The organism is Microvirga sp. P5_D2, from assembly GCF_054049475.1.
Genome location: NZ_JBFUMH010000004.1, coordinates 125,709 through 145,018, shown reverse-complemented (window position 1 = coordinate 145,018; position 19,310 = coordinate 125,709). Strand labels below are relative to the sequence as shown.

The following is a 19,310-nucleotide window of genomic DNA, read 5'->3' as shown; positions in this document are numbered from 1 at the left end:
TGGAGATAGGATCATGAAGACTTACTGCGAATTCACGTTCGAAGCGGCCCATTCAGTACATCCGTATTCCGGGCTGCACGGGCATACCTTCATCGTCAAGCTCACGTTCGGCGGCGATTTGGATGATGTGTATGGCTGGCCGGTGAACCTCTACGACGTCGAGAACTACATCACAGAGATCAAGGGCAATCACGGTACGGGCCTCGATCATGGCAATCTCGATCTCAATCCGGAGATCGGCATCGCCTCGCTCGAGAACGTCACCACCTATATCTGGCGTCTCGTGAAGGAGCGCTTCCCGGGCCTCGAGGAAGTCGAGCTCAAGCGCGGCATGCCCGGCTCGACGGAAGGCTGCATCTATCGCGGCGGGGAAACAGAGCGCGCCAGCCTCGCAGCCTGACGCTTTTGCATCTGATGGAAAGACGAGCCCGGGCGTCCCTGACGCTCCGGGTTTTTTATTGGAGTTAGCCGCCGTAGCCGAAGGAATAGGAGACGGTTAGGCCCACGCCGACTTGGTTCTCCGAGCCGAACTGCTTCACGATCGGGCTGTCGGCCGCATCGCCCACGAGGTGCTTGTAGGTCACAAAGGCCGTCGTCGACCATTGCTCTGACCAAGTGTAGCTGGCGCCCACGGTCGCGCCCACGGAGGTGATGCCGCCGGACGGGTCATAGGGCGTCAATTGGCCGTTCAGCGCCGCCTCGACGGGCGTCACGCCGAAATAGGTCTGGGTGAATTCATCGTCGCCGAGCGCAAGACGCGGGCCGACAGAGACGGTGAGGGCGCCGAAGCTCTGAACGAGATCGAGGCCGAGATCGGCAACGAAGCCTTCATGGCCGTTGAAGCCGCGACGCACCTCGGCGCGGGCGCGCAGGAACTCGACCGGCCAGTATTCCACGAAGAGACCGGGCTCGACGGCCCAATTGATCTTCTCCAGACCATAGAGCTCTCTGTTGTCCTGATAGTAGCGGCCGCCCTGGAAGCGGCCGACCACGCCGAAACGAAGGGAGGAATAGCTGAGGAAGGAGAAGCTCAGGCCGTCATCGGGCGCGCTGAAGCGCTCCACCGTTCCGGCGCGGCGAAAGCTCATGGAGGGAAAGCCGATGAAGCTCCAATCGTCGGCGCCAGGATAGGAAGGCCCCACCTTCAGATTGCCCTTCAGCGTCACGATCCAGCCGGAGGTCATGGAAGGCAGCGTCGTATAGGAGGCGGGATCTGCAGCATGGGCAGGCAGCGCGGCCGCGCCCGTCATGATCAGGCTGGCGAGGGCGAGAGACTTCGGAAACCGCATGATGCATGACCCCTTGAGCGTGATGACCCTTCCGTCCTGACCGCAATCGCAGGTGAGGTCAAGGTTTGAGGCCGAAGACAGGCGGTTTCGTTCGTCGTTCATCGTAAACGAATTGCATCATGGCAACACTTCGTTGCCGCGAACTTTCTTGCATTGGGACGGTTGTCGAAAAAAGGAGCGTTGCCTTGTCCCTGATCGCCAGCTCTCGTCCTCAGCCGGATGAATTCTACCCCGCGCCGCCGCCGACGGAGCCGTTGCCCGTGATGCCGACGCCGCCCGAGACACCGCCGGCCCCGCTGCCGCCAAGCGTTCCCTCATCCCTGCCCGAGCAGCCGCCGGGGCCGGAAAAACCCGTCATCCATCCGACGCCTCAACCGGAGGTGCCTTAAGCCAGAAGGCTCGCGGCGAAGCGGGCGCAGACGATAAGCAGGAAGATGCCGAAGGCCACCTCCAGCCGGCGCTTCGACAGACGGTGCGCAAGACGCGCCCCGATGGGCGCCATCCAGACGCTTGTCGGGATGAACAGGATGAAGCCGAGCACCGACACGTAGCCCAAGGCGAACGGCGGCTGGAAGGCCGTGACGGTCGGGTAATCCGCCATATGCGGCCAGCCCGCATAGATGTAGCCCAGCGCGCCGGGGATCGAGATCAGGATGCCGAGGCCCGAGGAGGTGGCGATCGCCTGATGGATGGAGCGGTTGTAGAAGGTCATGAACAGGTTCGAGAGCTGCCCTCCGCCGATGCCCATGAGCGCCGAGAGGACGCCGATGAACCAGCCATAGGCCACCATGATGGCCCTGGACGGCATGTCGAGCCCCAGCCGCCACGTGTCTTTGCCGAAGAGCAGGCGGATGGCCGAGAAGCCCGCCACCACCACGAACACGCCCTTGAAGAGATCGGCGGGGGCATAGCGCGCGATCACGCTGCCCGCCGCGACGCCGAGAACCACCGGCACCGCCCAGACCTTCAGGATCGACATGTCCACCGCGCCTTTGGCGTGGTGTGCCCTGAAGGAGCGGATCGAGGTGGGAACGATGATGGCGAGCGAGGTGCCGACGCAGAGCGGCATGCGGATTTCATCCGGCACTTCGAGGAGGCGGAAGAGTTCGTAGAGGATCGGCACCGCCACGGCCCCGCCCCCGACCCCGAACACGCCGGCGAGCAGGCCGGTGATGGCGCCTGCCGCGAGCAGCGCGATGACGAGCCAAGCGAGATCGAAAACGGGAATGCCGAACATGAGGAAACCACCGGAGAAGGGCGACAGGCACCGATGGAAGGGTCATGAAACCTTTGCCCTGTGAATGCAAGGCATGCCTTCGTGTAGGCTCAGCTTTACGCGTCAAGCGTATGAACCGTCAGACGCCCTCGGCCCGCAGATTATTCTGCACATGGGTCACGCCCGAGGCTAGCTCCGCGAGATCCTCCGCGCGGCGCTTCAGACCTCGGCTGGAGACGGTGCCGGACAGGGTGACCTCGCCGTTAGACACGCTCACCTCCACGTCGGATGCGTCGATGAAGCGGTCATGCATCAGGCGCTCGCACACATCCTCATGGATGCGCTCGTCGGTGCGCTTGTAGCCCTTGGGGCCACGCCCACGGTGCGAGCCTTCAAGCCGAGATTTCTCGTCGTCATCCGAGCGAAGCTCCGGATCGTTGGGATCGCGGTCGCCGAAGGCGCCGAGTCCCGAGCGGCGGCGGTCGTAAGCCGGCGCGAAGCCTTCATCGTCTGGAGGTCCGCGATGCCCGTCCTCGATGACGCCGCCGGCAAAACCCTCACGGAGATTGCCATAGCGGCTGGGATAACCCTGTCCACTGCGCAGGCCGACCGCGCCGGGCAGCACGTCTGTGTTATCATCGCGAGAGGGGTTTCGGTTCCTGCGACGGGTGTCTACCATGGCATCCTCCGTTGCTCTCTTCAGAGCAACCATCCCACTCACTCCCGGTTCCCGCCTCATGAAAGCCCAGCAACGCATCCAGCTGTTCGAGGCCATCTTCGCCCGCGATGGCGGCGCCTGCGTTTATTGCGGCGTGCAGACGCGCCGGCTGCAGAAAGGCGTGAGCCGCGCAGCCGATCTTGCCACCCTGGACCATGTGTTGCCACGTTCCATGGGCGGGCCGCTCAACCAAGCAAACCTCGTGCTGGCCTGTCAGGCCTGCAACAACGAGCGCGGCGTCATGGATGCTGAAGAGTTCCGGACGCTGAAGGCGCGCAAGGCTTAAACCGCTCCGCCCGGATGCACGGCTTTCGGCGGCAGGGGGAACAGGGTTATGAAGCGTTTCGCCAAGTCGCGGTCGCCCTCGATGCGCAGCACGCCGGCCTGTTCGAGAGCCTCCAGTGGCTGACCACCGTAGATCGCCCCGGCGAGAATGGGCGGCGTTCCGGCCATGACCAGATCGACATCGTCGATGGGACCGCGCGCGATCTCGATGCCGCCGTTGGACAGGTGGGCACGATAAGTCTCCTCACCCAGGCGAAAGCCGATCCGGGCTTCGATGTCCTCTGCCTGCTTCGCGTCGATCATGGTGCGCAGCGAGAGGCAGAAGGATGCTGCGCTGAAGGGAAGCGTCGGATCATGCATGGGAGAGCGTGCCGCCCAGCGGCCCAGCGCCTGGAAGATCGGCTCGCTCTCATAGCCCCATTCGGTCAGCTCATAGACCTGTGTCGACGCCGGCGGCGGCAGCTTGCGCTTCACGAGAACACCGGCCGCCTCGAGCCCTTCGAGGCGTTGGGTGAGGACGTTCGCGCTGATTCCGGGAAGGCTCGCCCGCAGGTCGCTGAAGCGCTTCGGCCCGAGCATCAGCTCACGCATGACGAGAAGGGCCCAGCGCTCGCCCAATAGGTCGAGGGCGTGGGCCGCAGCGCAGGCATCCTCATAATGTCTGCGGGGCTTCGGTTCAGCCTTTTCAGTTATTTTTTCTAACTTCATAGTTGCTTTTTATAACTTTATGCGAAATCAATGTCAAACCAAACGAGAGGAACGACCAATGCCCAAGATGATTTTCGTCAACCTGCCGGTCTCGAATCTGGAACGCGCCACCGCGTTCTATGAGGCTGTCGGAGCCGTCAAGAACCCGCAATTCAGCGATCACACCGCCAGCGGTATGATCCTTTCCGAGACCATCCATGTGATGCTGCTGACCCACGAGAAGTTCAGCCAGTTCACGACGAAGAAAATCGCCGATTCGCGCACCACCACCGAAGTCCTGAACTGCCTCTCCGCCGACAGCCGTGAGGAGGTGGATGGCACCGTCGCAAAAGCAACCGCAGCCGGCGGACACGCCGATCCGGGCCCCAAGCAGGATTACGGCTTCATGTACGGCCGCAGCTTCGAGGATCCGGATGGTCATATTTGGGAGATCATGTGGATGGATGTTGAGGCTGCGAAAGCCGCGATGTCCGAGACGGCCAAGGGCTGAGAGGAGAAACGACGATGCGCGTGATGGTTCTGGTGAAGGCGACGAAGGACAGCGAAGCGGGCCTTATGCCCTCGACCGAGCTCTTCGAAGCTATGGGTAAATTCAACGAAGAGCTCGTCAAGGCCGGCATCATGCAGGCGGGCGACGGATTGAAGCCGTCATCCCAGGGCAAGCGCGTGGCCTTCGACGGCGCGAGTCGTACCGTCATCGACGGGCCGTTCGCACAGACCAACGAGTTGGTTGCCGGCTTCTGGCTCTGGGAGGTCAAGGATCTGACTGAGGCGGTCGAATGGGTGAAGCGCTGTCCTAACCCAATGCCGGGGCCCAGCGAGATCGAGATCCGCCCGCTCTACGAGATGGCGGACTTCGCCGAGATCATGAGCCCGGAAGCCTCCGAGTTGCGCGACCGCAATCGTGAGCAAATGGCCGGCCATTGAGACAGGTCGCTGCCGCGTGAAACCTGAAGCAAGATCAGCAAGGAAATGAAGATGAGCTATGTCGACGGATTCATCATTCCGGTTCCCACCGAGAAGCGCGAGGCTTACCGCAAGGTCGCCGAGGTGGCCGCACCGATTTTCAAGGAGCACGGTGCGCTTCGGGTCGTCGAATGCTGGGGCGACGACATCCCCGACGGCGAAGTCACCGACTTCAAGAAAGCAGTGAAGGCCGATGGCGCGGAGAACGTCGTTTTCTCCTGGATCGTCTGGCCGTCCAAGGAGGCGCGCAACGAAGGCAACAGGAAGGTGATGGCGGACCCGCGTCTCGCTGGCATGACCGACATGCCCTTCGACGGCAAGCGCATGTTCTGGGGCGGGTTCCAGGTTCTTCTCGATACGGGAGAAGAACGATGACGGCGATCGCACCCTGCCTGTGGTTCGACGGAAAGGCTGAGGAAGCCGCGACATTCTACGTGTCGCTGCTGCCCGGCTCCCGCATCGATGCGGTCGTGCCTTACACGACCGAAACGCCCGGCGGCTCGCCGGGCGGCGTAATGGTCGTGGAGTTCACGCTTGCGGGATCGCGCTATATAGCGTTGAACGGTGGGCCCTATTTCCAGTTCACGCCCGCCATCTCGCTCTTCGTGAGCTGTGCCGATCAGGCGGAAGTCGACCGATTGTGGAATGCCTTGTCGGATGGCGGCACGCCGCAGCAATGCGGCTGGATCACGGACCGCTACGGCGTGTCCTGGCAGATCGTGCCGGAAGCACTGATGCGGATGCACAAGGACAAGGACACCGCCCGTACAAAGCGCGTGATGGATGCGATGATGAAGATGATCAAGCTCGATATCGCGACGCTCGAAAAAGCCTATGCCGGACCGGCGGCGTAGGTCGAAATCAATCTGCCATTCCGGTGAATAAACCTGCTGCACTACAAAGGAATTCGATGATGGCCACGTCTCCCAACACTTTCGTCTGGTACGAGCTGATGACCACCGACATGGATGCCGCCCAGGCATTCTACAGCGCTGTCGTCGGATGGACGCCGCGCGACTTCAGCCAACCCGACATGCGCTACACGGTCATGCATGCCGGCGATAAAGGTGTCGTTGGTGTCATGACGCTGCCCGCTGAGGCTTCCGCCGGTGGTGGACGCCCGGGCTGGGTCGGCTATGTGGGCACCGAGGATGTGGATGCCTCCACCGCCAACGTCCGGCAGGCGGGCGGCACCGTTTTGCGCGAGCCCGAGGACATTCTCGGCGTGGGCCGCTTTTCCGTCCTCGCCGATCCGCAGGGCGCGGTCTTCATGCTGTTCCAGCCGCTCGACGGGGATAACCCTCCGGTTCCCATGGGAACGCCGGGCCATATCGGGTGGCGCGAGCTTTATGCGGCGGATGGGGTGAGCGCATTCGATTTCTATGCCGGCCAGTTCGGATGGACGAAGGCCGAGGCCATGGATATGGGCCCCATGGGCGTCTACCAGCTATTCGCAGCAGGCGGTGACGCCATCGGCGGCATGATGACCAAGCCGGAGCACGTCCCCGCGCCGTTCTGGCTCTACTACATTAACGTACCAGAGATCGACGCCGCGATTGCGCGCGTGAACGACAACGGCGGTCAAATCCTGTTCGGCCCCCAAGAGGTGCCGGGCGGCGCATGGATCGTGCAGGGCATGGACCCGCAGGGTGCGATGTTCGCGCTCGTCGCCCCGCGCCGCTGAGCGATTCCGGAGAGGATTGAAAAACGCGCCTCACATAGGCAACCTGAGCAGGATAGGGAGACAATGAGATGGCTCTTTACCTGTTGGCGCTCCAGATCGGAGTGGTTGCCGGCTTGCGGTCGATGACGGCGCCCGCCGCCGTCAGCTGGGCGGCCTATCTGGGGCTCATCAATCTCGGCGACACATGGCTCGCCTTTCTGAGGTATCGCTTCACCCCCTGGATCATGTCGGTTCTCGCTATCGGGGAGTTGATCGGCGATAAGCTTCCCACCACGCCGAGCCGCAAGCTTCCGCTTCCCTTCGCGGCACGAATTATCTCCGGCGGCCTTTGCGGCGCGACGCTTGCCGCCGGAGGCGGTTCCTTCTGGGGCGGCTTCATCGCCGGAGCTATCGGAGGGATCATCGGTACGCTTGGCGGAGCGGCCGGCCGCGCGCATCTGGCGAAAGCCTTTGGCAAGGATCGCCCCGCCGCCTTGACCGAGGATGCAGTCGCGATCATCGGGGCGGCCTTAATCGTGGGAGCGGTGCCATGACCCAATCTTTCGATGCCATCATCATCGGTGCCGGACAGGCAGGCCCTCCTCTCGCCGGACGCCTCACGAAAGCGGGCATGAAGGTGGCCCTGATCGAGCGCAAGCTCTTTGGCGGAACCTGCGTCAATACGGGCTGCATGCCGACCAAGACGCTGGTCGCCAGCGCCTATGCGGCTAACCTCGCCCGCAGAGGAGCGGATTACGGCATCACCATCGACAGTCCCATCGCCATCGATATGAAGCGGATCAAGGCCCGCGCCGACAATGTCTCAATGAGGGCCCGCACGAATGTCGAAACATGGCTGCGGGGAATGGAAGGCCTGACGGTCGTCGAAGGGCATGCCCGTTTCGAGGGTCCCGACAGCATCCGCGTCGGCGATACGGTTCTGAAGGCGCCGCGCATCTTCATCAATGTCGGCGGCCGCGCGAGCATTCCGGATATGCCGGGTGTCGATACGGTGGATTATCTCACCAACACCTCGATCCTCAAGCTCGACACACTTCCGCGCCACCTTGTCGTGGTCGGTGGAAGCTATATCGGTCTCGAATTCGCGCAGATGTATCGCCGCTTCGGCGCTGAGGTCACCGTGGTCGAGAAAGGCCCGCGCCTGATCGCCCGCGAGGATGAGGATGTGTCGGACGCCATCCGCGACATTCTCACGGACGAAGGCATCTCGGTTCGGACCAATGCCACCTGCATCGGTTTCAAGCCACATGCGGACGGAGTGGCGGTCGATGTCGATTGCACTTCGGGCGATCCCTTCGTCGTGGGCTCGCATGTTCTGCTCGCCGTGGGACGTCGCTCCAATACGGATGATCTCGGCCTCGACAAGGCCGGCGTTGCCGTCGATGCGAGGGGCACGATCGGCGTCGATGACGCTCTTGCGACGAATGTGCCCGGCATCTGGGCCATGGGCGACTGCAATGGTCGTGGCGCCTTCACCCACACCGCTTACAACGATTACGAGATTATCGCCGCCAATCTGCTCGATGGCGCGTCCCGCCGCGTGAGCGAGCGGATTTCTGGCTATGCCCTGTATGTCGATCCGCCACTCGGTCGCGTCGGTATGACGGAAACGGAAGCGCGCAAGTCAGGCCGGAAACTTTTGATCTCGAAGCGTCCCATGACGCGGGTCGGGCGCGCGATCGAAAAGGACGAAACCAAGGGTTTCATGAAGATCGTTGCCGATGCCGAGACGAAGCAGATCCTCGGCGCGGCCATTCTGGGAACCGGTGGCGATGAGGCCATTCATGGCATTCTCAACGTGATGAATGCGGGGGCGGATTACCCGACGCTGCAATGGGCCGTTCCGATTCATCCGACAGTCTCGGAACTGATCCCGACAGTGCTGGGAGATCTGAAGCCCGCCGGCTGAAGAAAGGGCTCTCCGGGCGTGGGCGAGATGCCCGCACCCGGAGAGATAATGCTTATACGTCGAGGTTCGCTACGGAGAGCGCGTTCTCCTGGATGAACTCGCGGCGGGGTTCCACCACGTCGCCCATGAGCTTCACGAACAGGTCGTCGGCGTCGGTGGTGTCCTTCACCTTCACCTGCAGCAGCGAGCGCACGTCGGCGTCGAGCGTCGTCTCCCAGAGCTGCTGGGCGGTCATCTCGCCGAGGCCTTTGTAGCGCTGGAGCTGCAGGCCCTTGCGGCCGGCAGCCAGCACGGCGTTGAAGAGCGAAAGCGGACCGTCGATCTGCATCTCGTCGTTCTTGCGCACGAGCTTTGCCGGTTTCGCATAGACGTCCTGCAGGGATTTTGCGCGCTCGTCGAGCTTCTTGGCCTCCTGGCTGGCGATCAGCGCCTGATCGAGCGTCGCGGTCTGCGTCACGCCGCGCACGGTGCGCGAGAAGACATAGCCGCCGTCGCGAACCTCGCCGGTCCAACCGCGCTCGAGCTCTTCCGAAATCGCATCGAGACGTTGAGCGATATAAGCCGCAGCGGCAGGACCGCGATCGGGGTCTTCCACGACGTCGGGACGCAGTGCGCCGGCAGTCGCGGCCTGCTCCACCGCCTTGCGGTTATAGCGCGTGTGCAGGCTGTTCAGGACCTGGCGCACGAGGCGGGCCTCATCGATCAGGCTCCTGAGCTGGTCGCCCTGGAACTCCACGCCGGTTTCGAGACGCAGCGAGGCGTTCTCGATGCCCTCGCCGATGAGGTAATCTTCCAGCGCGCGCTCGTCCTTGAGATAGATCGAGGACTTGCCCCGGGTCGCCTTATAGAGCGGCGGCTGCGCGATATAGAGGTAGCCGCGCTCGATCAGCTCCGGCATTTGCCGGAAGAAGAACGTGAGGAGCAGCGTACGGATGTGCGAGCCGTCCACGTCCGCATCCGTCATGATGATGATGCGGTGGTAGCGCAGCTTGTCGATGTTGAACTCCTCGCGGCCGATGCCGGTGCCGAGCGCGGTGATCAGCGTGCCGATCTCTTGGCTGCCCAGCATCTTGTCGAAGCGTGCGCGCTCCACGTTGAGGATTTTTCCGCGCAAGGGGAGCACAGCCTGGAAGGCGCGGTTGCGGCCTTGCTTGGCGGAGCCGCCGGCGGAATCGCCCTCGACGAGCAGCAATTCGCACTTGGACGGATCGCGCTCCTGGCAGTCGGCGAGCTTGCCGGGAAGAGACGCGATATCGAGCGCGCCTTTGCGGCGCGTGAGCTCGCGCGCCTTACGGGCGGCCTCGCGGGCGGCGGCGGCTTCCACCACCTTGCCGATGAGGGTGCGGGCCTCCTGCGGATGCTCCTCCAGCCAGTTGTTCAGGGCCTCGTTCAGGACGTTCTCGACGACGGGACGAACTTCGGACGAGACGAGCTTGTCCTTCGTCTGCGAGGAGAACTTCGGATCGGGCACCTTTACGGAGACGACGGCGGTCAAGCCCTCGCGGCAATCGTCGCCGGTGAGGGAAACCTTTTCCTTCTTCGTCAGGCCCGAGGATTCCGCATAGCCGTTCACCTGGCGCGTCAACGCCGCGCGGAAACCCGCGAGGTGCGTGCCGCCATCGCGCTGCGGGATGTTGTTGGTGAAGCAGAGCACGTTCTCGTGGTACGAGTCGTTCCACCACAAAGCCACTTCAACGCCGATGCCGTCCTTCTCGGAGCGGATCAGGACCGGCTGCTGGATCAGCGGTGTCTTGGCGCGGTCGAGATAACGCACGAAGGCTTCCACGCCGCCCTCGTACATCAACTCCTCGCGCTTGTGCTCGGCGTGGCGCTTGTCGGTGAGAATGATGCGCACACCCGAGTTCAGGAACGCCAGCTCGCGCAGGCGGTGCTCCAGGGTGGCGTAATCGTACTCCACCATGGTGAAGGTTTCCGTGGAGGCCAGGAAGGTGACTTCCGTGCCGCGCTTTCCCTCGGCGTCGCCGACGACGGCCAAAGGCGCAACCGCGTTGCCATGACGGAATTCGATCTCGTGCGCCTTGCCATTGCGGTAGATGCGCAGCTTGAGCCAGCTGGAGAGTGCGTTCACCACGGATACGCCGACGCCGTGCAGGCCGCCGGAAACCTTGTAGGAATTCTGGTCGAACTTACCGCCCGCGTGCAGCTGGGTCATGATGACCTCGGCCGCCGAGATGCCCTCGCCCTGGTGGATGTCGGTGGGGATGCCGCGGCCGTTGTCGGTGACGGTCACCGAGCCGTCCGCGTTGAGCGTAACGGTAACCTCCGTTGCGTGCCCGGCGAGCGCTTCGTCGATGGCGTTGTCCACCACCTCGTAGACCATGTGGTGGAGGCCCGAGCCGTCGTCGGTATCGCCGATATACATGCCCGGCCGCTTGCGCACCGCATCAAGGCCCTTGAGCACCTTGATGGATTCCGCGCCGTAAGCGTCGACATTCACGTTGATAGCAGGGTCGGCCATTTAGGATCCTTCGGAGCGCGGCAGGAAATGGGTGCACACTCGGTGATTTGATTCGTCAGATCAGATATTTAGTGACGAATCGTTGAAATTTCACCCCCACGCGCCTACGCGCGTGCGAGAAAGGGGGGCAGAATCCACGAAAAAGTGCCGTCTTGGAGGCTTTTAGGGGCGGTTCTTCGCCTCAGGAGCTGCCAGAGGCTCACAGCCAGCAAAAGGGCGCAGATCGGGCCGGCATGCCCCAGATGAAGGCCGCCTGCGAGACCATGACGCCCGCATCCGTATCGTAGCAGCGGCCAAGCTCGTTGAAGCAATCCACCCAGCGCCAGTAGCGCTCATGGAACATCCAGGCGAAGGCGGCGGTCAGGAGGCTCTAGAGGGCCACCATGGACAGCCGCATCCAGAGCCTGTGCCACCATTGCAGCCAGAGCAGAGCCAGCCAGAATGGGGACAGCAGAATGACGGCAGCGATCAGCAGCCAGACGGCGCCGAGCAGCAAACTCATCGCACGGCGACGGCCGCCGCAGCGCCTGCCATGACCGCGCCCGTGCCCTTGTTGAGTATGCGCAGGGCCTTGGGCGAGGTGAAGAGCCGCCGGGCCCGGATGGCGAGCACGATGTAGATCCCGAACACCACGCCCAGAACCGTCAGGGTCGCCACCAACAGCTCCGCGTAGCCCAGCATCGTGATCGTGGTGAGATCGAGGAAAGTGGGCAGGAGGGCGAGGTAGAACACGATGGTCTTGGGGTTGCCGAGGGTCAGCGCAAGCCCGCCGAGCAGCAGCTTGGCCGGGTTCTCGGCCTTATCCTCGGCGGAGACCTCCCGCGCCTCGACGGGTGTCGTCCAGAGCTTGTAGGCGATGTAGAGCAGATAGGCGGCGCCGGCATATTTGACCGCCAGGAACACCCCATGGAAGGCCTGCGCCAGGGCGGCAAGTCCCAGCACCGCGAAGGTCAGCCACACCACGTCGCCCAGCGCGATGCCGATGCTGAACGGAATGGCGCTCCTGGGGCCACGGCCCAGCACCCGCGCCACGATGGCGGCAATCCCCGGCCCCGGAGAAGCGGCGGCGATGAAGAGGGCGGAGGAGAAGAGGAACAGGCCTGCGAGTTCCATGGCGATACCGGCAGTCAAAAAGTGAGTGAGATCCACCACATAAGCTGAAATGGCTTATCGCACCATCAAGGATTGTTGATGTGTTCGATCACACCCGGTGACACCTGCAGCACATCCGCCCGGCCTTCGAGTTCAGCGAACAGGCTCGGGTCCGCACCGGTCATCCAGACCTGGCCGCCCAGCGATTCCAGCGCCGTGAACAGGCCGGCCCGGCGGCGCGGATCGAGATGGGCGGCGACCTCGTCCAGCAGCACGAAGGGAGCGATGCCGCTCATGCTGGCGACGAGCTGCGCGTGGGCAAGCACCAGGCCGATGAGAAGCGCCTTCTGCTCGCCGGTGGAGGCGGTGTTGGCGGGAATGTCCTTCGGCCCGTGGCGCACGAGAAGGTCGGAGGCCTGAGGCCCGACGAGGGTGCGCCCGGCGGCGCGGTCGCGGGAACGGTTGTCGCGTAAGATGGCGCGGTAGCGGTCCTCCGCATCGACGGCGGGCAGGGTCGTCACAAGGCTGTCGATCTCGCCCTGGATACCCATCGTCGCGAAGGGAAAGGGCGAATCCTCCGCGCGAGTTTCGAGAATGAGGGCGGCCAATCGCTCCACCGTTTCCCGGCGCGCGGCGGCGACCGCAATGGCGAGTTCCGCCACCTCGCGCTCCAGGGCATCGAGCCAGAGACGGTCGTCCGGGTTTTCCTCGAGCACGCGGTTGCGAGAGCGCAGCGCGCGCTCCAGCGCATTCACCCGGGTCCCGTGCTCCGCATCGACGGCGAGCACGAGCCTGTCGAGAAAGCGGCGGCGGTCGCCGGCGGGGCCGCGAAACAGCGCGTCGAGATCGGGGGTCAGCCAGACGACGCGTAGGAACTCCGCGAAAGCCGTCGGTGAAGAGGCGGTTGCGCCATCGATGCGGCAAACCCGCGAGGCGCGGGTGTTCTCAGCTTGTTGTTCGAGGCCCGTGCCGAGACGATGCTCGCCGAACGGTGCATCAAGCGTCAGGGAAATCGCGAAGGAGCCGGAGCCGCTCTGGCGCGCCATCTCGGCCAGTTCCGCGCGGCGCAGGCCACGCCCCGGCATGAAGAGGGAGATCGCCTCCAGCACATTGGTCTTGCCCGCGCCGTTCTCGCCCACCAGCGCCACGAGCGGGCGCGATATGGGCAAGTCCAGGCTCGCATAGGTGCGAAAATCCTGAAGGATCAGACGGGCGATTCGGGAAGCGGCGACGGGAGCGGAGGACATGTGCCCTCTTCTTTCAGGAGCGAGCGCGAAAGATCAAGCGTTGGCACGGCCAAACCGTGGTTTCGATTGTCGCGAGGCAGGCTTGAGGCTGCTTTCCAACTCGCTGCCCTCAGGATGAGATTTGAAGGTTGAGACCGAGAAAAAGGAAATGGCCGGGACGAGCCCGGCCATGACGTGGAGGTTCATGCTGAACGCGATCCCGGATCGGCTTTGCCGTCCGGGATGACCCCTTATGAATGCTTACACGCGCATCGGCATCAGGACGTAGAGCGCGGGAGCGCCTTCGCGGTCCTGGATGACGGTGGGCGAGCCGGCGTCGGCGAGCTTGAACAGGGCGGTGTCGCCGTCGAGCTGGGCCGTGATGTCGAGGAGATAGCGGGCATTGAAGCCGATATCGATGGGCGTGTTGTCGTAATCGACCTCGATCTCTTCCGTCGCGCTGCCCGAATCCGGGTTGTTGACGGTGAGCGTCAGGCGGCCGTCGGCCAGCGCCAGCTTCACCGCGCGTCCACGCTCCGACGAAATGGTCGAGACGCGGTCCACGGCCTTTGCGAAATCGCCGCGCTCGACCACGAGAGACTTGTCGTTGCCGGCGGGAATGACGCGCTGGTAATCCGGGAAGGTGCCGTCGATGAGCTTGGAGGTGAGCACCACGCCGTCGAATGTCAGCCGCACCTTGGCGGAGGACAATTCGATGGTGATGTTTTCCGATCCGTCCTCGACGAGCTTGACGATCTCGGCCACGGCTTTGCGCGGAATGATCACGCCGGGCATGCCTTCCGAGCCTGTGGGAGCAGGCAGCTCCACGCGGGCGAGGCGGTGGCCGTCGGTGGCAACCGCGCGGATCACGAGCGAACCGCCGGAATCGATGGTGTGGAGATAGATGCCGTTGAGATAGTAGCGCGTCTCTTCGGTCGAGATCGCGAACTGGGTCTTCTCGATCAGGCGCTTGAGATCGCTGGCTGCCAGCGTGAAGCGATGCGGCAGGTCGCCAGCGGCGAGATCCGGGAAGTCGCTTTCGGGCAGGGCCTGGAGCATGAAGCGCGAGCGGCCCGAGCGGATCTGCATCTGGCCCATGTCGGCGGTCATTTCCAGCGACACCTGCGCGCCGTCGGGCAGCTTGCGCACGATATCGTAGATCATGTAGGCGGGCACCGTCGTGGAGCCGGCTTCCGTGATGTCGGCGGGGATCGTCTCCGTCACCTCGATATCGAGGTCGGTGGCCCGCAGACGCAGCGAGCCTTCCTCCGCGCGCAAGAGCACGTTCGACAGAATCGGAATGGTGTTGCGGCGCTCGACGACGCGGTGCACGTGCCCCAGCGCCTTCAGAAGAGCGGCGCGCTCAACAGTAACTCTCATAACGCGACACCTATTGTCGGTAAAAATTCTTGGCCCGCTCCCGGCCGGAGAGCCGAAACGAGCAGGGGGCAAGATTGGCTTTAGTTGCCCGAGAAAGCAAGGCCGTGGCCTTTCGCGCTGGAAAAGCCACGGTCCGGTTCGATGACCCGCTTATTCCTGCAGCATCCGCTTGAGGAGTTCGACCTCGTCGGAGAGCGCATGATCCTCGCCGATGGCCTTCTCGATCTTGCGCACCGCATGGAGCACGGTGGTGTGATCTCGCCCGCCGAAGCGGCGGCCGATTTCCGGCAGGGAGCGCAGGGTGAGCACCTTCGACAGATACATGGCGATCTGGCGCGGGCGGACGACCGCGGCGGTGCGGCGCTCGGAGAGGATGTCCGAGCGGGAGACGTTGTAGCGCGAGGCCACCAGCTTCTGGATGTCCTCGATCTTGACCCGCTTCGGCTCGCGGTTGCGCACGAGGTCGCGGATCGCGGTTTCGGCGGTTTCCATCGTGATCGCCGAGCCGGTGAGGGTAGCGTGCGCCAGAAGGCGGTTCACCGCGCCTTCGAGATCGCGTCCGTTGGCCGTGATGGCGCGGGCCACATAGGAGACGACGTTGGGGCCCACATCGAAAGAGGTGTGAATGGTCTTCAGGGCATCGATCCGGGTGGTCAGGATCGAGGTGCGAAGCGCCTCGTCCAAGGCCGTCACCTCGACCACGAGGCCGCCGGCAAGGCGCGAGCGCACGCGCTCGTCGAGGTTCTCGAGATCAGCCGGCGGACGGTCCGCGGCGATCACGATCTGGCGGCCCGCATCGATGAGGGCGTTGAGCGTGTGGCCGAATTCCTGCTGGATTTGCTTGCCCTGGATGAACTGCACGTCGTCGATGATGAGCAGGTCGATGCCGCGCAGGCGCTCCTTGAAGGCGAGCGAGGTCTGCGCCTTCAAGGACGCGACGAAGCCGTACATGAAGCGGTCTGCAGTGAGATAGATCACGCGGCGACCTTGAGAACGCATCTCGTGGCCGACGGCATGAAGAAGGTGCGTCTTGCCGAGGCCCACGCCCGCATGGATGTAGAGCGGGTTGTAGATCACCTGGCCGTTCGGCGCATGGGCCACCCGGTCGGCGGCGGCATGGGCGAGCGCGTTGGAACGCCCGACGATGAAGCTCTCGAAGGTCAGGCGCGAATCGAGTGGCGCGCCGCCAAGATCGGACGCTTCTCCGCGCTCTTCCGGCGGAAGCGCGAGGGAGGGCATCTTCGGCTCACCGGCAGGCATGGCTGCCATCTGCGCGGGAGCGGCGCTGGCACGGGGGGCTTCGCTCGGGCGGCGCTGGGGGGAAGCATCGCGTCCAAGCGTGTTGCGCACACCGATCGCCACGCGCACCACCTCATTGGTCTCGGAGCGGTAAACGGTGAGAACCCGATCGACATAATGGGACTCGATCCAGCTTTTCAGGAAGCGGGTGGGCACCGTGAGATAGGCGCAGCCTTCGATCACCGAATCCAGCTCCAAGCGGCCGAACCAGCTGGCGAAGATATCCTCACCCAGTTCTGCCCGCAGGCGGCGCTTCACGCGGGCCCAGACATCGGCCGCTGTTTGCTCGCCTGACGATTCCATGCCGCTCTCGCTAGACGCGGCAAAGGTTCGATGGTCCTCGCTGCGATACATCAAAATTCCCTCCACGAGGCTCCGCCTTATCTGGCGCGAACCCCTACGCATGACCCGTTCCGAACAAGGAAAGCAGACGCGCTTTACAGCGTGTTCAAAACTTGGCGCCCCTAATTGTACTGAAGATTATTAAAGTCGTTTTAGATTGAAGCAGCTTCTGCGAGCCGCCCCTTCGACAGGCATTCACAATCGATCAAGACTACCCCTTGGTAAGGGACGCGCCTTTGCTTGCTTCTTATTATATTGAAACAACGCCCTAACCCCGCGATGAAGTTGTGTAGTTTGAGACTTGAATGAATGACTTCACGGACATCCGTTGAAGTGAGTTGACCTTATACAGTCGGAGTGAGGCCGCGCAATACGATCGAATCGGCTTCAAGCCCCCCGCGAGCCCTAAAAAGCCTCCACAGGACCGTCCACAGCTTTTGGTGCGCAGCGATAAAGTCCTGACTCTTCAACTGATTCACTGTTCCACCACAGCCTGTCCAAGGATTCGAAAAAAGGTTTTCGCGCAACCTTGATTCAGGATCGATTCGGGTCGAGTCCGCGTCGGATTCGGATGCCTCATGAACCTTTGCCTGCTAAGCTACTGAAGAATCATCAGCTTTTATGTGCGGTTTGAATTCCTGTCGGGCGATGTTCCACCCTYTCATCCGTGGATAAAGTCAAGCTCGCGTGTGGATAAAAAGAGAGCAAAATTTTAGCCGACAAACGTGGCTGTTGCAGCTTGCAGGAATGAGCCGGCGCACCATTTGGGTCGGCGCTTGAAAGTCTTGCACAGCAAGGCTTTCAGCATCGTGCGAATGTTGTTTTGGAACACTCTGCGGGGCTGCATCCGACATTGTTTGCCGGCGAATGTGCAAGCATTTCGCGCAATCATGGGAACGGCATCAGCTGCATCGCGCGCCGATCGGTCGGCGCAACGTATCATCCGTCGCACCCGGTCTGACAATTTGCCTGAGTCTGGATGCTCGTCGGCGGGCGCGTCGCATGGCATAAGGCCGCAAAATTTCTCTCAGGCTCAAAGACTCCATGATTCGTATCGAGAACGTCAGCAAACAGAACAGCCACCGGATCCTCTACATCGAGGCCTCCGCGACTTTGCAGAAAGGTGAGAAGGTCGGCCTCGTCGGTCCCAACGGCGCGGGCAAGACGACGCTCTTCCGCATGATCACTAAGGACGAGCAGCCCGATGAGGGCCAGGTCTCCGTCGATCGCGGCATCACCATCGGCTATTTCAGCCAGGATGTGGGCGAGATGGCGGGCCACAGCGCGGTCACGGAAGTGATGAACGGTGCCGGTCCCGTCAGCGAGGTCGCCGCCGAGCTTAAAGTGCTCGAAGCCGCGATGGCCGACCCCGATCAGGCCGGCAACTTCGACGAGATCATCGCGCGCTACGGCGAGGTGCAGGCGCGGTACGAGGAGCTCGACGGCTATTCGCTCGATGGCCGCGCACGTGAAGTGCTGGCGGGCCTCGGGTTCAGCCAGGAAATGATGGAGGGCGACGTGGGCGGCCTCTCCGGCGGCTGGAAGATGCGCGTCGCGCTCGGGCGCATTCTTCTGATGCGTCCCGACGTGATGCTGCTCGACGAGCCGAGCAACCACCTCGATCTCGAGAGCATCATCTGGCTCGAAGGGTTTTTGAAGGGCTTCGAGGGCGCGCTGCTCATGACCTCGCACGACCGCGCCTTCATGAACCGCATCGTCAACAAGATCATCGAGATCGACGGCGGCTCGCTCACGACCTATTCCGGCGATTACGAGTTCTACGAGCAGCAGCGCGCGCTCAACGAAAAGCAGCAGCAGGCGCAGTTCGAACGCCAGCAGGCGATGCTCGCCAAGGAGATCAAGTTCATCGAGCGCTTCAAGGCCCGCGCGTCGCATGCAGCCCAAGTGCAGAGCCGGGTGAAGAAGCTGGATAAAATCGAGCGCGTGGAGCCGCCCAAGCGGCGCCAGAGCGTGGCCTTCGATTTCCTGCCCGCGCCGCGCTCGGGTGATGACGTGATCAGCCTGAAGAAAGTGCACAAGGGCTATGGCAGCCGCAGCATCTACGAGGGGCTCGACTTCTCGGTGCGCCGCAAGGAGCGCTGGTGCGTGATGGGCGTCAACGGTGCCGGCAAGTCCACGCTGCTGAAGCTCGTCGCGGGCAGCACGGAGCCTGACCAGGGCACAGTGAATATCGGCGCCAGCGTGAAGATGGGTTACTTCGCCCAGCACGCCATGGAGGTGCTCGACGGCGACCGCACCGTGTTCGAGTTTCTGGAGGATTCCTTCCCACAGGCCGGGCAAGGTTCGCTCCGCACGCTCGCCGGATGCTTCGGCTTCTCGGGCGACGATGCGGAAAAGAAATGCCGCGTCCTGTCGGGTGGTGAGAAGGCGCGTCTCGTCATGGCGAAGATGCTCTACGATCCGCCGAACCTGCTCGTGCTCGACGAGCCGACCAACCACCTGGACATGGCCACAAAAGAAATGCTGATCGATGCGCTGTCACGCTACGAGGGCACCATGCTCTTCGTCTCCCACGACCGCCACTTCCTCGCGGCCCTCTCCAACCGGGTGCTCGAACTAACGGACGATGGCATCCATCAATATGGCGGTGGCTATACGGAATACGTCGCTAGGACGGGGCAGGAAGCTCCGGGGTTGCGGAACTAACGATTGCGCCTTTCCCTCTCCCCTTTGCGGGAGAGGGAAAGGCGCAATGC

General features: G+C 63.0%; 21 protein-coding genes. 10 read left to right on the top strand and 11 right to left on the bottom strand.

Annotated elements, in window-relative coordinates; all coding sequences use genetic code 11:
- Positions 1-13: 13 nt before the first annotated feature.
- The gene (locus ACXJKO_RS03200; RefSeq protein ID WP_457089628.1) at positions 14-400 is read left to right on the top strand and encodes a 6-carboxytetrahydropterin synthase; all 387 of its coding nucleotides are present in this window, start codon (positions 14-16) and stop codon (positions 398-400) included.
- 64 nt (positions 401-464) lie between these two features.
- Here ACXJKO_RS03200 and ACXJKO_RS03195 read toward each other — a convergent pair whose 3' ends face one another.
- The 4 genes from ACXJKO_RS03195 to ACXJKO_RS03180 all read right to left on the bottom strand — a co-directional run bounded on the left by ACXJKO_RS03195 (position 465) and on the right by ACXJKO_RS03180 (position 3,184).
- Positions 465-1,289, bottom strand: coding sequence for a MipA/OmpV family protein (locus ACXJKO_RS03195; RefSeq protein WP_457089627.1), 825 nt, complete (start codon positions 1,287-1,289; stop codon positions 465-467).
- Between the two features lie 226 nt (positions 1,290-1,515).
- Complete coding sequence (locus ACXJKO_RS03190) at positions 1,516-1,647, bottom strand: hypothetical protein (RefSeq protein WP_457089626.1); 132 nt, start codon at positions 1,645-1,647, stop codon at positions 1,516-1,518.
- A 27-nt stretch (positions 1,648-1,674) separates the two neighbouring features.
- On the bottom strand, positions 1,675-2,526 hold the full coding sequence (locus ACXJKO_RS03185) for a sulfite exporter TauE/SafE family protein (protein ID WP_457089625.1): 852 nt from the start codon (positions 2,524-2,526) through the stop codon (positions 1,675-1,677).
- A 118-nt stretch (positions 2,527-2,644) separates the two neighbouring features.
- Entirely contained in the window at positions 2,645-3,184 is a 540-nt protein-coding gene (locus ACXJKO_RS03180; protein WP_457089624.1) for a BON domain-containing protein, read from the bottom strand.
- Between ACXJKO_RS03180 and ACXJKO_RS03175 the strand changes: the two genes are divergently transcribed.
- On the top strand, positions 3,183-3,509 hold the full coding sequence (locus tag ACXJKO_RS03175; RefSeq protein WP_457089623.1) for an HNH endonuclease: 327 nt from the start codon (positions 3,183-3,185) through the stop codon (positions 3,507-3,509). The genes ACXJKO_RS03180 and ACXJKO_RS03175 overlap by 2 nt on opposite strands.
- On the opposite strand, the gene ACXJKO_RS03170 is transcribed toward ACXJKO_RS03175, so the two are convergent.
- Entirely contained in the window at positions 3,506-4,216 is a 711-nt protein-coding gene (locus ACXJKO_RS03170) for a winged helix-turn-helix transcriptional regulator (RefSeq protein ID WP_457089622.1), read from the bottom strand. The two genes, ACXJKO_RS03175 and ACXJKO_RS03170, sit on opposite strands and share 4 nt — an antisense overlap.
- Positions 4,217-4,274: 58 nt before the next feature.
- Between ACXJKO_RS03170 and ACXJKO_RS03165 the strand changes: the two genes are divergently transcribed.
- From ACXJKO_RS03165 to ACXJKO_RS03135, 7 genes are all read left to right on the top strand, one after another.
- A complete protein-coding gene (locus tag ACXJKO_RS03165; protein WP_457089621.1) occupies positions 4,275-4,706 on the top strand; it encodes a VOC family protein in 432 nt (143 codons plus the stop codon).
- Positions 4,707-4,720: 14 nt separating this feature from the next.
- Entirely contained in the window at positions 4,721-5,143 is a 423-nt protein-coding gene (locus ACXJKO_RS03160) for a YciI family protein (protein WP_457089620.1), read from the top strand.
- Between the two features lie 51 nt (positions 5,144-5,194).
- A complete protein-coding gene (locus ACXJKO_RS03155; RefSeq protein ID WP_457089619.1) occupies positions 5,195-5,557 on the top strand; it encodes a DUF1428 domain-containing protein in 363 nt (120 codons plus the stop codon).
- A complete protein-coding gene (locus tag ACXJKO_RS03150; protein ID WP_457089618.1) occupies positions 5,554-6,036 on the top strand; it encodes a VOC family protein in 483 nt (160 codons plus the stop codon). Before ACXJKO_RS03155 ends, ACXJKO_RS03150 begins: the two co-directional genes overlap by 4 nt.
- 59 nt (positions 6,037-6,095) lie before the next feature.
- On the top strand, positions 6,096-6,866 hold the full coding sequence (locus tag ACXJKO_RS03145) for a VOC family protein (RefSeq protein WP_457089617.1): 771 nt from the start codon (positions 6,096-6,098) through the stop codon (positions 6,864-6,866).
- A gap of 68 nt (positions 6,867-6,934) precedes the next feature.
- Positions 6,935-7,399, top strand: a complete 465-nt coding sequence (locus ACXJKO_RS03140) for a DUF4126 domain-containing protein (protein WP_457089616.1) — start codon at positions 6,935-6,937, stop codon at positions 7,397-7,399.
- Positions 7,396-8,775 carry an FAD-containing oxidoreductase gene (locus ACXJKO_RS03135; RefSeq protein WP_457089615.1) on the top strand — a complete coding sequence of 460 codons (1,380 nt, stop codon included), beginning with the start codon at positions 7,396-7,398 and terminating at the stop codon, positions 8,773-8,775. Before ACXJKO_RS03140 ends, ACXJKO_RS03135 begins: the two co-directional genes overlap by 4 nt.
- Before the next feature lie 52 nt (positions 8,776-8,827).
- Here the strand turns inward: ACXJKO_RS03135 and gyrB are convergent, their stop codons facing one another.
- From gyrB to dnaA, 6 genes are all read right to left on the bottom strand, one after another.
- Positions 8,828-11,254: a DNA topoisomerase (ATP-hydrolyzing) subunit B gene (gyrB, locus tag ACXJKO_RS03130; RefSeq protein ID WP_457089614.1), complete on the bottom strand. Its 2,427-nt coding sequence runs from the start codon at positions 11,252-11,254 to the stop codon at positions 8,828-8,830.
- A 370-nt stretch (positions 11,255-11,624) separates the two neighbouring features.
- Positions 11,625-11,756: a hypothetical protein gene (locus ACXJKO_RS03125; protein WP_457089613.1), complete on the bottom strand. Its 132-nt coding sequence runs from the start codon at positions 11,754-11,756 to the stop codon at positions 11,625-11,627.
- Positions 11,753-12,403 (bottom strand): LysE family translocator, encoded by a 651-nt coding sequence (locus ACXJKO_RS03120; protein WP_457089612.1) that lies wholly within the window; start codon positions 12,401-12,403, stop codon positions 11,753-11,755. Before ACXJKO_RS03120 ends, ACXJKO_RS03125 begins: the two co-directional genes overlap by 4 nt.
- A gap of 29 nt (positions 12,404-12,432) precedes the next feature.
- Entirely contained in the window at positions 12,433-13,593 is a 1,161-nt protein-coding gene (gene recF, locus ACXJKO_RS03115) for a DNA replication/repair protein RecF (RefSeq protein ID WP_457089611.1), read from the bottom strand.
- Positions 13,594-13,833: 240 nt separating this feature from the next.
- The gene (gene dnaN / locus ACXJKO_RS03110; protein WP_457089610.1) at positions 13,834-14,952 is read right to left on the bottom strand and encodes a DNA polymerase III subunit beta; all 1,119 of its coding nucleotides are present in this window, start codon (positions 14,950-14,952) and stop codon (positions 13,834-13,836) included.
- A 150-nt stretch (positions 14,953-15,102) separates the two neighbouring features.
- The gene (gene dnaA, locus ACXJKO_RS03105) at positions 15,103-16,554 is read right to left on the bottom strand and encodes a chromosomal replication initiator protein DnaA (RefSeq protein WP_457089639.1); all 1,452 of its coding nucleotides are present in this window, start codon (positions 16,552-16,554) and stop codon (positions 15,103-15,105) included.
- 1,083 nt (positions 16,555-17,637) lie between these two features.
- Between dnaA and ACXJKO_RS03100 the strand changes: the two genes are divergently transcribed.
- Positions 17,638-19,260 (top strand): ABC-F family ATP-binding cassette domain-containing protein, encoded by a 1,623-nt coding sequence (locus ACXJKO_RS03100; protein WP_457089609.1) that lies wholly within the window; start codon positions 17,638-17,640, stop codon positions 19,258-19,260.
- Positions 19,261-19,310: the final 50 nt, after the last annotated feature.

Coding starts and splice junctions, on each gene's coding strand:
- ACXJKO_RS03125 (WP_457089613.1), bottom strand. CDS start 11,756: ATGAGTTTGCTGCTCGGCGCCGTCTGGCTGCTGATCGCTGCCGTCATT.
- ACXJKO_RS03145 (WP_457089617.1), top strand. CDS start 6,096: ATGGCCACGTCTCCCAACACTTTCGTCTGGTACGAGCTGATGACCACC.
- ACXJKO_RS03195 (WP_457089627.1), bottom strand. CDS start 1,289: ATGCGGTTTCCGAAGTCTCTCGCCCTCGCCAGCCTGATCATGACGGGC.
- ACXJKO_RS03185 (WP_457089625.1), bottom strand. CDS start 2,526: ATGTTCGGCATTCCCGTTTTCGATCTCGCTTGGCTCGTCATCGCGCTG.
- recF (WP_457089611.1), bottom strand. CDS start 13,593: ATGTCCTCCGCTCCCGTCGCCGCTTCCCGAATCGCCCGTCTGATCCTT.
- ACXJKO_RS03140 (WP_457089616.1), top strand. CDS start 6,935: ATGGCTCTTTACCTGTTGGCGCTCCAGATCGGAGTGGTTGCCGGCTTG.
- dnaA (WP_457089639.1), bottom strand. CDS start 16,554: ATGGAATCGTCAGGCGAGCAAACAGCGGCCGATGTCTGGGCCCGCGTG.
- ACXJKO_RS03155 (WP_457089619.1), top strand. CDS start 5,195: ATGAGCTATGTCGACGGATTCATCATTCCGGTTCCCACCGAGAAGCGC.
- ACXJKO_RS03170 (WP_457089622.1), bottom strand. CDS start 4,216: ATGAAGTTAGAAAAAATAACTGAAAAGGCTGAACCGAAGCCCCGCAGA.
- ACXJKO_RS03150 (WP_457089618.1), top strand. CDS start 5,554: ATGACGGCGATCGCACCCTGCCTGTGGTTCGACGGAAAGGCTGAGGAA.
- ACXJKO_RS03180 (WP_457089624.1), bottom strand. CDS start 3,184: ATGGTAGACACCCGTCGCAGGAACCGAAACCCCTCTCGCGATGATAAC.
- ACXJKO_RS03190 (WP_457089626.1), bottom strand. CDS start 1,647: ATGACGGGTTTTTCCGGCCCCGGCGGCTGCTCGGGCAGGGATGAGGGA.
- ACXJKO_RS03160 (WP_457089620.1), top strand. CDS start 4,721: ATGCGCGTGATGGTTCTGGTGAAGGCGACGAAGGACAGCGAAGCGGGC.
- dnaN (WP_457089610.1), bottom strand. CDS start 14,952: ATGAGAGTTACTGTTGAGCGCGCCGCTCTTCTGAAGGCGCTGGGGCAC.
- ACXJKO_RS03135 (WP_457089615.1), top strand. CDS start 7,396: ATGACCCAATCTTTCGATGCCATCATCATCGGTGCCGGACAGGCAGGC.
- ACXJKO_RS03200 (WP_457089628.1), top strand. CDS start 14: ATGAAGACTTACTGCGAATTCACGTTCGAAGCGGCCCATTCAGTACAT.
- gyrB (WP_457089614.1), bottom strand. CDS start 11,254: ATGGCCGACCCTGCTATCAACGTGAATGTCGACGCTTACGGCGCGGAA.
- ACXJKO_RS03175 (WP_457089623.1), top strand. CDS start 3,183: ATGGCATCCTCCGTTGCTCTCTTCAGAGCAACCATCCCACTCACTCCC.
- ACXJKO_RS03100 (WP_457089609.1), top strand. CDS start 17,638: ATGATTCGTATCGAGAACGTCAGCAAACAGAACAGCCACCGGATCCTC.
- ACXJKO_RS03165 (WP_457089621.1), top strand. CDS start 4,275: ATGCCCAAGATGATTTTCGTCAACCTGCCGGTCTCGAATCTGGAACGC.